The organism is Halobaculum roseum (assembly GCF_019880245.1).
Classification (GTDB): Archaea; Halobacteriota; Halobacteria; order Halobacteriales; family Haloferacaceae; genus Halobaculum; species Halobaculum roseum.
Genome location: NZ_CP082286.1, coordinates 840,109 through 853,484, shown reverse-complemented (window position 1 = coordinate 853,484; position 13,376 = coordinate 840,109). Strand labels below are relative to the sequence as shown.

Below are 13,376 nucleotides of genomic sequence, written 5' to 3'. Positions count from 1 at the left end.
GTATCCGCGGCCGACCCCACGATCGCGGGTCCGGGATCGGGTGATGTATTCTATATATCGAAATACAGTTTATCAGACTGTCTCGAACCGCGGTCTCCACGGTACACGAGTGTATAGTTTGTTGTCGATGTCGCTCTCTCTCCCGAGATCAGCAGAGAGAAGCAGGACTCTTCGGCTGCGAGGACGGTCCGAGCGTGCCGTCCGGCTACTCGAACAGCGAGTAGATGTGGCGCTCGTACGTCTCTCGGACGTTGTCGCCCCAGTTGTGGGTGTAGGTGTCGATGATGTCGTCTGCCACGTCGCCGCGGAGGTGTTTTACAATGCCCCGATCACCGATCTGGTCCCGGAGGTGCGTGGTGAAGAAGTGCCGGAAGTAGTGCGGCGTGACGTTTTCGGCCATCCCGGCGCCAGGCTCGTACCATCCGGCCCGCTCGGCGTGCTCACGGACTATCCGGCCGACCTGCTCGGGGGTGAGCCGCTCTCCCCAGCCGCTGCCGGTGCCGACGAACAGGGGGTCCGCTGGTGAAACAGCATCTGGACGGATCGCAAGCCACGTGATGAGTGCTTTTCCCAGTTCTTGGTCTACAGGAATCACCGTCGCCCGCTCACGCCCGTTAGAGGCGGTACGTTTCTCGCCGTTGTAGCACTCTCCAGCAGTTGGTTCACTGGAAATATACAGTGAGTCTGGGCGACCATCGAGTTGTGAACGGTCACCGAGGTTAAACCCTGGAACGGTGCAGCTGAGTTTAAGATCCCGTAGGTCGAGATTGCAGAGTTCACCAACTCGAATCCCGGTTTTTGCCAACGTGACGACAAGCGCCCGGTCAAGTGGGTGAGTGATCTCCGCAACAAATTCACGCATACGGGAGATCGAGATCTCGCGCCGGATTGGATCGGTGTCAATCCGTTCGTCAAGTTCCTCCGTCACGAACGCCATTGGATTAGCCTCGAACGTGCCTATCTCGTTCATGTAGGCGTAGAAACGGTGGAGGTAGGCGGCGTATGTCGCCATCGTAGAATCAGCGATATCGGCGCTTTGGCGAAGTTCGGAAATGAATGCCATGGAATCGCGTTCGGACGCTTCACTAGGCCCGGTCACTTTCCCACTAGGGCCACGTCCTGGGTCATGTAGAAACGACTCGAATCGCCGGAGTACCCGGCGATACTCCTCACGAGTCCGCTCGCTCTTGCCTTGTAAATTCATATCCTCAAGGAAATAACCAATAGGGTCGTCCTGTGCGCTGTCTTCGGAACGGCCACCAGTACTCATCGCTCTACCATTGTGTAACCCCCTTCGCGACCGTTGTACCTGACACGGTCACTCGACTGGAGGTCGGCCAGGGCATCATCAACCTGCTCTTCGATGTCACCGGCGATCGTCCTAACTAAGTCCTCAAATGAGAGAATCTCTTCTCGCTCTATCTCCTCGAGGAGGTGGGCCTTGAGTCCGTCACTCCTGAGATTGAATGGCTCGGTAGAGGTATCTTGGTATTGCGAGTCGTTTATCTGTTCCTCTTGATCCGACCCAGTTGAGTCTTCTGCGTGTATCACTGGACCGATATCCTCGGCGATACCGAGGTCATGACGACCGGCCTGAACCATAGTTCGAAGGTACTCGGACTGTGACATATCGAGTTTGTCGGCTTCCTTTACCCACTCCTCTTTTTGATATGCGGGTACCCTTGCAGTAATGGCAACTCGTTCTGTGTCAACGTCTTCCTTCTCCTCACACATACACAATATGGCTCAACACAGCTACATCAATCTGATGCAATAACCAGTAGTAGTGTCCGATTCTCAATACTGCACCTCACTAAATATACAACAATTGTCATTTGTGGCATTCATCTCAAAGCGAAAGTGCGAGCGAGATTACGATTGTTCAATGCGGATTTGTAGGTGCCTGAAAACGTATTAGGCTACTAAGCCGTCCATAACAATGAAACTACCACAGGCGACGGGCGTTTTTACCACCCTTAGAAACAGATTAGGGCTATAAGCCGTCCAAAAGCATTAACACCACATCTCCCTACCTTCCGCTACTAGATGGCCTCCGACAAGTCTCTTAATGTGACAGTCCCGAAAGAAGATCTCGATCGCTTCGACAAGGAAGCCGAAAAAATGGGCTTCAACTCTCGTGCTGCCTATCTTCGTGCAATGATCAACGCTGGACGCCGAGAGTTCGGTCTCGACCCCCAGGGTGATGGCGCCGAAGACGGTACTCTCCAAGATTTCATCGACGAACGGATCTTGGATGCGGTCAACGCTGCTGACGGTGCGCGCAGTGGTGAAGTGATCGAAGAAGTCACAGGGGAGATCGAAGATCTGGTCAGAGAATCAATTGAACAGCTGAACGAAACGGGAACAATTGAATATAGTGTGAATGATGACGGACTTATTGTGGCAAAGAGGGATAATTAATGGCTAGAAGTACGCATTCAGATTCTGCTACATCCAGCGTCAATCCTGTTCGTGATTTTCTCGACGAAATGGAATTATACGGCCGGGCAGCAAGCACGGTCAGTGATTACCGGACGACGCTTCGCCAGTTTGAGAGGTTCACCGAAGAGCGAGGAGCGGCAAGTCTCGATGATGTCGACCGACGGGACTGTCTTCAGTGGATTCAGTCACTCCGTGACCGTGAGTACGCACCGGGGTCGATCCGGACGAAGGCCGTCCATGTTAATCGGTTCTATGGATATATGGCGCAACTCGGCGTATTTGAAGAGAACCCTATGGTAGTCGTAATGGAAGAAATGAGCGAGCGTGGCGACTCCACACCGACTCGCAGGAGTCTTGGCGTCACTCAAATGGGTGAATTCATCGCCGAAATTCAAAATCCGCTCCGCAAAGCGGTCGTTTTGACACTGGTTAAAACGGGAATGCGCGTAGGTGAACTCTGCAATCTTGACCTGCGGGACGTGCATCTCGATCACAATGGCGTTCAGAGTTATTATGGTATTGAACCACGCGCAGCAATCAGTGACAGGCCGAAGACCCTGTATGTGGACAGCGAAATTAGCATCGGCGACGTAGTGAACGGCGAGGAACGGAGTGAAGGGAACAAGCGACACCGCGACACGACGATTCCTATCGACCAGGAACTTCACAAAGCGCTTGTGGCGTGGCTGGCCATACGCCCTGATGTGGGGGATGCAGAGCCTCTGTTCACTAGTATCAGTCGAAGCTACGGAGAACGACTGACAAGTGACATGGTACGTGGGTATGTCCGAGAGTTAGCAGCCGAGCGAGGTTGGTATGCAGTAGGCGGTGGTGCAGAAGAGAACGTCACCCCGCATTACTTTCGACACTTCTTCACGACTGAGATGCGGAACCGTCTGGGCGACGCATACGTCGTAAAGTACATTCGCGGCGACGTTGGCGATGTGATGGATCGATATACCCACAACTGGAATGAACTAGTTCGTGGCCCGTACCTCAATCATGTATTTGTACTAAAATGACAACCGAATAACTATTATTAGTATGCTACGTTCCAAAGAAACCACCACACCACCTCCAATACACCTCATATCGCTATATTTAATCGGGGGCAACAGTTCCAAAATTCCAGAATCTGTTGGGGATGCGTGATTTAAAAATCGAGTTCTAAACTTGATCAACTCACGTATTCTGGTTCCCAGTCTGATAGTACCTCATAACGGTCAGACCAGATCTCATATACGAAGCTGACGCCGTACTCAGCGAAGAATTGAACTGAACCAACCTAACCAATAGAATAGAAAACTTAAATTGTCTATTTTCTTCTGCTTTCCTCAGTCGTCGGAGCCGTACCGACGCGCCATGACGGGACCCGGCGACTCGTACTCCGCGTCGTGGCGGACGCACGCGCTGACGCGGCCGTCGTCGTCGACGACGTGCCGTTCGGGGCGCTGCTCGTCGCAGACGGAGCCGAACGTCTCCGTGAGCAGCGTCGCCGCCGCCGCGTCGTCGCCCCGGCGGGCGGCGTCGACGGCGTCCTCGACGGCCGCGCGGGCGTCGCCCGACAGGAGCGGCTCGTCCGGGCCGACGTCCTCGGGCACGGCGCCGTCGTCGGGATGCCAGCCGAACAGGTCGGCGACCACCTCGTCGATGTCGTCGGCGGCCGCCGCGAGCCCGAGGCGCTGCTTCAGCAGTTCCGTCACTCCCGTCTCGCTGTTCGCCCGCTCGCGGAACACCGTGTGGAGCGCGTCGAGGCGCTCCCAGGCGGTCCCCGAGAGGTCGTCGAACTCCTCGGGACGGACCTTCGCCGGGCAGCGGGTGGCGAAGCGACACCCCTGCGGGGGGTCCCGCGGCGACGGGGGCGTCCCGCGCAGCGTCACGCGCCGGCGGTCGGTGCCCGTGTGGCTGCCGGGGATCGCCGACAGCAGCGACCGGGTGTACGGGTGCGCCGGGTCGGTGTACACCGCCTCGGTGTCGCCCAGCTCGACGATGTCGCCGAGGTACATCACGGCGACGCGGTCGGCGATGTGGCGGACGACCGAGAGGTCGTGCGCGATGAACAGGTACGTCAGTCCGAGGTCCTCCTGAAGGTCCTCCAGGAGGTTGATCACCCGCGCCTGGACGCTCACGTCGAGGGCGGACACCGGCTCGTCGAGCACGATGAACTCGGGTTCGAGCGCGAGCGACCGGGCGATCCCGACGCGCTGGCGCTGCCCGCCCGAGAACTGGTGGGGGTAGCGGTAATAGTGCTCCTCGTTGAGCCCGACGAGATCGAGCAGCTCGAACACGCGTCGTTTCCGCTCGTCGGGGGTCCCCCAGTCGTGGGCGTCCAGCGGCTCCCGGACGATCTCGCCGACCGTCATCCGGTCGTTCAGGCTCGCCTCGGGGTCCTGGAACACCATCTGTGCGTCCCGCTGCCACTCGCGGAGCTGCTTCCCCGAGAGGCGCGCCACGTTGCGGCCGTCCGAGACGACCTCGCCGTCGGTCGCGTCCTCGAGGCCGAGGATCGTCCGGCCGAGCGTCGTCTTCCCGCAGCCGGACTCGCCGACGAGCCCGAGCGTCTCGCCGTGGCGGATGTCGAAGGAGACGCCGTCGACGGCCTTGACCGGGTCGTCGCCGAGGAACCCGTCGTCGTCGTAGTACTTCTTCAGGTTCCGAACCTCGACGAGCGTCTCGTCGGGGTCGGCGGCGTCGGTGTCGGCGGCGTCGGCGCTTCCGGCTGCCGCCGCCGGTTCTGTCGCCCGCCCGGCAGTCGACGCGCTCGCCCGGTCCGCGTCCGAACCCGCCGGCGAGTCGCCGCGACTCATTCGCGATCACCCCCGTCGGCGACGGCGTCGCCGCCGGCGTCGTCGGCGCCGTCGACACCCCGTTCCGTCCCGGGGGCACCCGCGTTCGGATCGTGGTCGTACGCCTCCTCGTGGAGCAGACACGCGGCGGTGTGGTCGGGGCCGACCCGGACCGGTTCCGGGTGAACGCGTTCGCAGGCGTCGAACGCCTGCGGGCACCGGTCGGCGAACCGGCAGTCGGTCGGCTCCGTCGTCGGCGTGGGCACCTCCCCGCCGATCGTCGGCAGGCGGTCCCCGCTGACCGTCCGCCCCGGGATCGACGCCAGTAGCCCCCGCGTGTACGGGTGCTGCGGGGAGTCGAACAGCTCGTCGACCGGCGCGGACTCAACCATCTCGCCGGCGTACATGACGTTCACGCGGTCGGCGGTCTCCTCGATGACGCCCATGTCGTGGGTGATGAACACGATCGCGAGATCCTCCTCGTCCTGCAGTTCGTCGAGCAGCTCCAGTATCTGTGCCTGAATGGTCACGTCGAGGGCGGTCGTCGGCTCGTCACAGACGAGCAGGTCCGGGTCACACGCGAGCGCGACGGCGATGACCGCCCGCTGTTTCATTCCGCCGGAGAACTGATGCGGGTACTCCGTGACCCGCCGGCGGGCGTCGGGGATCCCCACCGACTCCAGCAGCCGGACGGCCTCCTCGCGGGCGGCCGCGCCAGTGAGCCCCTGGTGGATCCGCAGCGTCTCGCGGATCTGGTTGCCGACGGTGTACACCGGGTTGAGCGAGTTGCTCGGGTCCTGAAACACGATGGAGATGTCGCCGCGGTGGGTGTCCCAGTTCCCGTCGGTCAACTCGTCGCCGCGGAACCGGATCGAGCCGGACTCGATGGCTCCGGGCGAGTCGACCAACCCGAGGATCGAACGGGCCGTGACGGACTTCCCCGAGCCGGACTCGCCGACGATCCCGAGCGTCTCGCCCTCCTCGACGGCGAAGGAGACGTCGTCGACCGCGCGGATCGTCTCCTTGTCGGTGTGGAAGACGGTCGTCAGCCCCTCCACCTCGAGGAGCGCGTCGCCGCCGTCCGTTCTGAGGCCGTCGCCGGTCGGAGGCTCGTCGGCGCCGTCGACCGGGTTCGGTCGCATCAGGCACCACCCCCGCGGCCGCTGGCGCCGCCCTGATCCTCCGCGTCGGACTCGGGATCGATCGCGTCGCGCACGCCGTCGCCGAGGGCGTTGAACCCGGTCACGACGAGCGTGATCAGGATGCCGGGGATGAGCGAGATGTGCCAGGAGGCGGTCGTCACGTAGTCCTGGCCGGCGTTGACCGCCCGGCCCCACTCGGGCGTGGGCGGGTTGACGCCCAGCCCGAGGAACGAGAGCCCGGCGATGGCGATGATCGCCCCGCCCAGCGTCATCGAGCCGTACACGAGCACGTAGCCGGTGATGTACGGGAGCATGTGCTTTCGCATGATCGTCCCGGGGGTCTGTCCGAACGACTTCGCGGCGTCGACCCACTCGCGGTTCGACACCTGCAACGCCGGACCGCGGAACGAGCGCCACATCGCCGGCCAGCCGGTGCCCGCGAAGATCAACGCGAGCACGAACGCCCCCGAATAGATCTTCCCGACCCACGTCCCCGAGAGGATCACCGACAGCATGATGAGCAGGAGCAACTGCGGCATCCCCATCACCGCGTCCGAGACCAGCACCGCGCCGAGGTCGATCTTCCCCTTGTAGTAGGCCGTCATCAGCGCGAGGACGACCGCGATCGACACCGACAGGCCCACGGACACCAGTCCGATGATCAGCGAGATCCGCGACCCGTGCGCGATGAAGGTAAACAAGTCCTTCCCGCTGGGGAGGGTCCCGAACGGGTGGATCCGGCCGTAGTCGTCGTACTGCATCGGGCCGACGTTCTCCTGTGGCGTCCCCTGCGACTGCGATCCCAGGTTCGCCTGGCCGACGGTCACGGTCCGGGTTTCGCCGTCGGCCCAGTAGGTGACCTCGTGTTGGTAGGGGTTCTCCAGGTTCGCCGCCGTCGTCGTCGGCGACAGCGCCGGGGCGAACAGGACCATCACGAAGAACATCGCGACGACGACGACGCCGAACAGGCCCCACTTGTGGCCGCGGAACCGGTCGATCACGTCGTCGCGGGGCGTCCAGTCGGCGATCCGGTAGTGGGTCCGGTACCGCTCGTAGCCGACCCACACCCACGCCAGCGCGGCAAACGAGTACGCGTAGATGAGCGTGACCCGGAGGAGCCACGCGAGATCCGGCGACAGGCCGAGGAACGTGCCGACGTAGCCGCCGCCGTCGTAGTACCCTCGGTTCGGGATCGTCTCGCGCGACAGCAGCGTCGGGACGGCGTCGGCCGCCCGGTCGAGGGCGGCCACGCCGGCGGGAACGGTGATACCCGGCAACGCGGCGACGGCGTCCACGAGCAGCGCCGCGAGGAACTGCACGACGGCGCCGGCCTGCAGTCCGAACAACACGGCGGCGACGCCGACCCACACCGCTGCCGGGCGGGGGTTCGCCATGACTCTGTCTCGAAGCGGTGCGGCCTCGCCTTCGGTGTACGTGTTGAATTGTGTAGCCATGGAGTCAGGCCCCGTCGTAGCCGACGCGGGGGTCGATCAGGGTGTAGAGGATGTCCTGTGCGATGTTGATCACGAGCATGAGCACGATGAACACGAACATGAGCGACCCGACCAGCGGGAGGTCGCCCTGGATCGCGGCGTCGAAGAACAGCTTCCCCATCCCGTTGATCCCGAACACCGACTCGACGAGGACGCTCCCGCCGATGAGGAGGAACGCCTCCGTGGTGATCACGGGGACCAGCGGGACGAGCGCGTTCCGGAAGACGTGCTTCCAGACGATCGCGCGGCCGGAGACGCCGCGGGCGCGCGCGAAGTCGACGTACTGCTCGTTTTTCGTCTCGAGGACCGCGGTCCGGCCGATACGCATCTCGTTGCCCATCGACGCCGAGCCCAACACGAGCGCGGCCGGGAGGATCTTCTTGATCGCCGCGAGCGTCTCCCCCGGCTGTGTGAACAGCGCGAGGGGGTCGCCGGCCATGTACGACAGGCCAGGATTTCCGGTCACGCCGGAGGGAAGGTCGACCAGGAAGGTGTCCCAGTCGAAGCCGAAGAGCGGCTCCGACCCCACGAGCAGCGCCAGGAGGATCACCGCGAGCCAGAAGTTCGGCATCGCGCGCCAGACGATCCCCGAGACGGAGGCGATGTAGTCGGCGACCGTGTTCGACCGGATCCCCGCGTAAAAGCCCAGGGGAACGCCGATGCAGATGGCGATGAGCACCGACCAGAAGCCGAGCCAGACGGTGCGCGGGAGGAAATCCAGCACCAGCGCGCCGACGTTCGACCCGGTGTACACGAGCCAGGTCTGTCCGAGATCGAGGGTGAACAGGTTCCACATCCAGTCGACGTAGTGCTGTACGGGCGGTTGATCGAGGCCCAGTTCCGTCCGTGCCGCCTCGTATTTCGCCTCCGTGAGGCGCTCGTTTCCGCTCAGGAGGTTGGCGGCCGGATCCACGGGGCCCTGGTAGATGATGAACCAGGTCATGCTGGTCCCCAACCACAGGACGGGAACGGACATGAGGACGCGTTTGACGATGTATTTCAGCCGATTCATGTGTAGCGGGAGTCTCTGAGTTCGTTGGTTGGTTCGATCGGATTACAAAAACACTGTTGAAACGTGAGGCGGCCGCCCCTCGGTCGGGTCAGTTCCCGTCCTGGTCCTCGAGCGTGAGCGTGTTGAAGGTCTGATTCTCCATCGTCCCGGCCATGCGGACGTTCACCCGGTCCTGCCAGAGCCGCTGAGTGATCGAGTGCACGAGCGGGAGCTCCTGGACGGCCGCCCAGTTGACCTCCTCCTGGAAGTAGTACACCTCGTCGCGAGCGCGAACCGCCTCGTCGCTGGGCCCGCGGTTGTCGAGGTACGTGTCCCACCGGCGGTCGGACTCCGGCATGAGCGGGTCGAACGGCGCCTGGGTCGACTCGGCCCCGCCGTGACTGTACCCCGCCGCGTCGAGCGCCGACTCCAGCTCGTCGGGCTCGACGCCGTCGATGGCGACCCGGACCTGACCGTCGTCCGTGTTCACCTTCACGTGGTCCTCGGGGAAGTCGCCGTCGAGTTCCGCGTAGACGTTCTCGCGGACGGTCTCGGAGCCGTCGCCGCCGAGGTCCACTTCCTCGGCGACGACCTGGTACGTCCACCGGGTGAACATCCCGCTGGGATTGTCGTACGGCGGGATGAATCGGAGGAAGTTGTCCGACTCGGGCCACTCCATCCCGTCGCCCAGCGAGAACATGTCCATCGACCCGTCGAGCGCCTGGCCGATGATCGTCCCGAAGTCGGCCTTCACGATGTTGATGTCGATGTAGGCGGCCGTCGCCTTGTCGCGCAGCGTCTGGGCGATCGAGTCCCAGGCGCCGTCGCCGGAGAACACCGTGAACTCGACTTCCGCACGCTCGTCCTCGCCGTAGCCGGCCTCCTCCATGACGCGCTGGGCCTCGCCGATCCGCGCCTCGCCGACCCCGTAGGGATAGCCGTCGGCGTACTGCTCCATCTGGTTCCGGTGCCCGTCCTGGTAGTGCTTGTTGTAGTTCTCCCCGGGGTTCTCGCCCTCGCGGGCCATGAACGCGCCCGGCGGCGTGAGGTGGTACGCCGCGGGCTGGAGCCCCTTGTACACGTCCTGGGAGATCCGCTCCTGATTGATCAGGTACGCGATGGCCTGCCGGACCGGCTTGGGGGTCCGCGCGCAGTTGAACACGAGGTAGTCGGTGTCGAGCGCGGGGGCCTCGCCGTAGTTGACTGTCTCGCCGTTGTCGAGCTCGTACGTGCCCGTCCGGTAGGTTCCGCGGTCGCGGTCGATGCTCCGGCGGTCCGAGTTGAACGCCGCCGTCGGCATTCCGTTGAGCAGCACGTCGAGGTTCCCGTTCTTGAACCGGGAGAAGCGCGTTTGCTGGTTGCCGATGACGGTGTAGACGATCTCGTCGATGTACGGCCCCTCGCCGTAGTAGTCCTCGAACGCCGACAGGGTGATCGCGTCACCCTTGCTCCAGGAGTCGATCTGGAACGGGCCGACGCCGGCGAAGAACGGCCCGTCGCCGTCCGTCGAGAAGTACTCGTTGTACTCGTACTCCCCCTCCCACATGAGGCCGTCCACGCCCTCGTGGCTCTCGTAGTCCTTCGGGTACGCGACCGATCCCTCGGGGATCGGGGCGAACGTCCCGCTGGCGATCTGCGACATCGTTCCCGTGAACGCGGTCGCCATCGTGAACTCGAAGGTGTAGTCGTCGACCGCCTCGACGGCGAGCGTCCCCGGGATGTACGCCGAGACGCCGTCCATGTCGCTTTGCTTCTCGTGTTCGATGGCGAACGTGTCGCCGACGATGTCGTCGGCGTTGCGGGTCTCCTCGGCGCCCGCGAGCCGCTCCCACGAGTAGACGAAGTCCTGCGCCGTCAGCTCGTCGCCGTTGTGGAAGCGCACGCCCTCCCGGAGCTGGAAGGTGTACGTGCGGCCGTCCTCCGAGACCTCGTAGTCGGTCGCGAGTCCGGCGACCGGCGGCAGGTCCCCGTTCTCGAACGTCATGAGCGTCCCGTTGTACTGGTTGTATCCCGCGCCCGAGCCCTTCGCGTTTATCGGGTCGAGCGTCTGGACCGGTCCGTTGGAGGCCAACTGGAGCGTCCCGCCGGTGTACTGCCGTTCGGGTTCCGGCGTCGCGGTCGCCGTCGCCGTCGACTCCGGCGTGTCGGTGTCGGCCTCGGTCGCCTGTTCGTCCGGCTGGTTCCCGGAGCAGCCCGCGAGCGCCGCCGCCACGCCCGAGCCTGCCGCGGTGAGAAAGCGCCGCCGAGTGGTGTCCTCGGACATCAGGTACATGCGTCCGTTCAGACAGCAAATAACTTGCCATCTGCAGTCCTATGTGTATATATACGCCTCCGGATCGCTCTCTAGTTCACACATCTGCATTTCCACGTATCGTCCATGATATATCACCGTCCGGCGGTCGGACGCGATCGATCGCCCGTCAACGGTCGGCCGACCGTGCACGATCGACCGGGACCGGGACCGTTTTGAGACGGCTGGCCGAGGCCACCGTATGGTCATACCGCTCGACAGGTCCGGGTCCCCGGCGGGCTCGTTGATGGCCGCGCTCGACCGGCCGAAGGCCGACGATCGGACACGCGTCGCCGTCATCGCCGACCCACACCTCTCGACCGAGGAGGCGGGTACCTCGAAGCTGTTCGATCGCACCGAGGCGCACGTCGCGAACGCCGTCGCCGACATCGCCGAGCGCGACGTGGACGCGACGCTGTGCGTCGGCGACATCACGAAGGACGGCGAGCCGTGGAACTTCGACCGGTTCGACGAGATCGCCGCGGACCTCGAGGCGCCATTCTACTCTGTCCCGGGCAACCACGACGTGCCCAAGGAGGGGTACGACCACGAGAACCTCCCGATGGCCGAGTTCGCCGAGCGGTACACTCCCGACGGGCAAGGGTTTCCGTTTCACACCGCCGTCGGTGGGATCGACGTGATCGGCGTCAACACCGCGGGAACCGAGGAATGGCTCTACGACTCGCACGCCGGAACCGTTCCCGAGGAACAGCTCGACGAGCTGAACGGGCTGCTCACGGAGGCGGAGACGCCGCTCGTGCTCGCACACCACAACCTCCCGGCGATGTCCGAGCAGGTTCACGAGCACAGGAACCTGGCCGAGCCCGACATGTTCGTACCGCCGGAGATGGATAACCCCGAGCCGTTCGTCGGGACGCTCGAACGCCACGACGTGCCGCTGCTGCTCACCGGCCACCTTCACATGCCGTCGGCGGCGACGCAGGGGTCGGTCCGCGAGCTGATGATGCCGACGACGTGCTCGTTCCCGCAGGGGTACTGCCTCCTCGACATCGGCCCCGAGGGCACCGAGGTGCGGTTCGTCCCCGTCGCCGACTTCGACGGGATGGTCGTCGGCCACCGCGAGCGGTCGTCCGACTCCGTCACCGCGCGCGGGCTGACCGGCATGGCGGCCGCGCGGCTCGCACAGTTCCCGCTGGTCGAGGAGTGAGATGACCGGTCGCGACGCCGCGGGCGACGACACAGGCGATGACGGCGGCGCAGCGGCCGCGGACGCCGAGCCCGATGGAACGCTGGTCGGCGACTCGCCAGCACCCGAGGTCGTCACCGTCGGCGCCGCGACCGTCGACCGCACCTACCGCGTCACCAACATCCCCGAACCCGACGGCGGCGCCTACGCCGACACGGTCGCCGAGGCGTTCGGCGGCGTCGGCGCCAACGTCGCGCTCGCGAGCGCCCGCCTGGGTCGCTCGACCGGGCTGATCGCCCGGCTCGGCGATGACGACGTCGGCGCCCGGGTCGCCGCCGACCTCGACGCGAGTCCGATCAACGACGCTCACGTCCGACGGAAGTCGGGAACGAGCACGCACTGCGTAATACTCCGTGACAGCGACGGGAAACGGAGCATCGTGACCGCCGGCGACTCGGCGAAGCGCCTCCGGTTCTCGGAGGCGGATCGCGCCGCGCTCGCGGGCGCCGACGCCGCCTTCCTCACGGCCTACAACCCCGACGAGGTCCACCGCGAGGCGATCGAGATCGCCCGGCAACCCGGGGCGCCGCCGTTCGTCTTCGACCTCTCGGGACCGCTCGCGGAGTTGGCCGGGCGCGGCGCGCGCGAGGCGACGATCGACCGGTGGGTCGAGGCGGCCGACCTGTTCGTCGTCGGCGAGGTGGCCGCCGCCTCGTACCTCGGATGCACGGGTCGTGAGGCCGCCGAGGAACTCCGTTCTCGGGGCGCCGGACGCGTCGCCGTCACCGCCGGACCGGACGGTGCCGTCCTCGGCGACGGGGAGGGGCTCCACGAGCTCCCGGCGTTCGAGGTGCCGGTCGTCGACGAGACGGGCGCCGGCGACGCGTACGTGGCGGCGCTGATCGATCGGTGGGTGCTCGGCGGCGACGACGTTCGCGAGGCGGGGCGATTCGCGGCGGCGGCCGCCGCGCTGAACGTTACCGGGGACGGGGCACGCGGCGGGCTGGCGACTCGCGCGGAGGTCGAGTCGTACCTCGCCGAGCGAGGCGGTCGCGGTGATCGCGGTGATCGCGGCGATCGATAGC

11 protein-coding genes are annotated in these 13,376 nt (G+C 64.4%); 4 read left to right on the top strand and 7 right to left on the bottom strand.

Annotated features, from left to right (window positions below):
* Positions 1 to 205: 205 nt before the first annotated feature.
* Entirely contained in the window at positions 206 to 1,270 is a 1,065-nt protein-coding gene (locus K6T36_RS04310; RefSeq protein ID WP_222922752.1) for a tyrosine-type recombinase/integrase, read from the bottom strand.
* Positions 1,267 to 1,734: a DUF5805 domain-containing protein gene (locus K6T36_RS04305; protein ID WP_222922751.1), complete on the bottom strand. Its 468-nt coding sequence runs from the start codon at positions 1,732 to 1,734 to the stop codon at positions 1,267 to 1,269. The genes K6T36_RS04310 and K6T36_RS04305 overlap by 4 nt, the downstream gene beginning before the upstream one ends.
* 312 nt (positions 1,735 to 2,046) lie before the next feature.
* Between K6T36_RS04305 and K6T36_RS04300 the strand changes: the two genes are divergently transcribed.
* Together K6T36_RS04300 and K6T36_RS04295 are read left to right on the top strand one after the other, a co-directional pair.
* A complete protein-coding gene (locus tag K6T36_RS04300; RefSeq protein WP_222923357.1) occupies positions 2,047 to 2,421 on the top strand; it encodes a DUF5805 domain-containing protein in 375 nt (124 codons plus the stop codon).
* Positions 2,421 to 3,464, top strand: a complete 1,044-nt coding sequence (locus tag K6T36_RS04295) for a tyrosine-type recombinase/integrase (protein ID WP_222922750.1) — start codon at positions 2,421 to 2,423, stop codon at positions 3,462 to 3,464. Before K6T36_RS04300 ends, K6T36_RS04295 begins: the two co-directional genes overlap by 1 nt.
* Before the next feature lie 312 nt (positions 3,465 to 3,776).
* Here the strand turns inward: K6T36_RS04295 and K6T36_RS04290 are convergent, their stop codons facing one another.
* From K6T36_RS04290 to K6T36_RS04270, 5 genes are all read right to left on the bottom strand, one after another.
* On the bottom strand, positions 3,777 to 5,249 hold the full coding sequence (locus K6T36_RS04290) for an ABC transporter ATP-binding protein (protein ID WP_222922749.1): 1,473 nt from the start codon (positions 5,247 to 5,249) through the stop codon (positions 3,777 to 3,779).
* Positions 5,246 to 6,370, bottom strand: a complete 1,125-nt coding sequence (locus K6T36_RS04285; RefSeq protein ID WP_222922748.1) for an ABC transporter ATP-binding protein — start codon at positions 6,368 to 6,370, stop codon at positions 5,246 to 5,248. Before K6T36_RS04285 ends, K6T36_RS04290 begins: the two co-directional genes overlap by 4 nt.
* On the bottom strand, positions 6,370 to 7,824 hold the full coding sequence (locus K6T36_RS04280) for an ABC transporter permease (protein WP_222922747.1): 1,455 nt from the start codon (positions 7,822 to 7,824) through the stop codon (positions 6,370 to 6,372). Before K6T36_RS04280 ends, K6T36_RS04285 begins: the two co-directional genes overlap by 1 nt.
* Positions 7,825 to 7,828: 4 nt before the next feature.
* Positions 7,829 to 8,875, bottom strand: a complete 1,047-nt coding sequence (locus K6T36_RS04275; protein ID WP_222922746.1) for an ABC transporter permease — start codon at positions 8,873 to 8,875, stop codon at positions 7,829 to 7,831.
* An 88-nt stretch (positions 8,876 to 8,963) separates the two neighbouring features.
* Positions 8,964 to 11,117 carry an ABC transporter substrate-binding protein gene (locus K6T36_RS04270; RefSeq protein WP_222922745.1) on the bottom strand — a complete coding sequence of 718 codons (2,154 nt, stop codon included), beginning with the start codon at positions 11,115 to 11,117 and terminating at the stop codon, positions 8,964 to 8,966.
* Positions 11,118 to 11,346: 229 nt separating this feature from the next.
* On the opposite strand from K6T36_RS04270, the gene K6T36_RS04265 reads away from it, so the two are divergent.
* Positions 11,347 to 12,312: a metallophosphoesterase family protein gene (locus K6T36_RS04265; RefSeq protein ID WP_222922744.1), complete on the top strand. Its 966-nt coding sequence runs from the start codon at positions 11,347 to 11,349 to the stop codon at positions 12,310 to 12,312.
* Position 12,313: 1 nt separating this feature from the next.
* Entirely contained in the window at positions 12,314 to 13,375 is a 1,062-nt protein-coding gene (locus tag K6T36_RS04260) for a carbohydrate kinase family protein (RefSeq protein ID WP_222922743.1), read from the top strand.
* Position 13,376 lies beyond the last annotated feature (1 nt).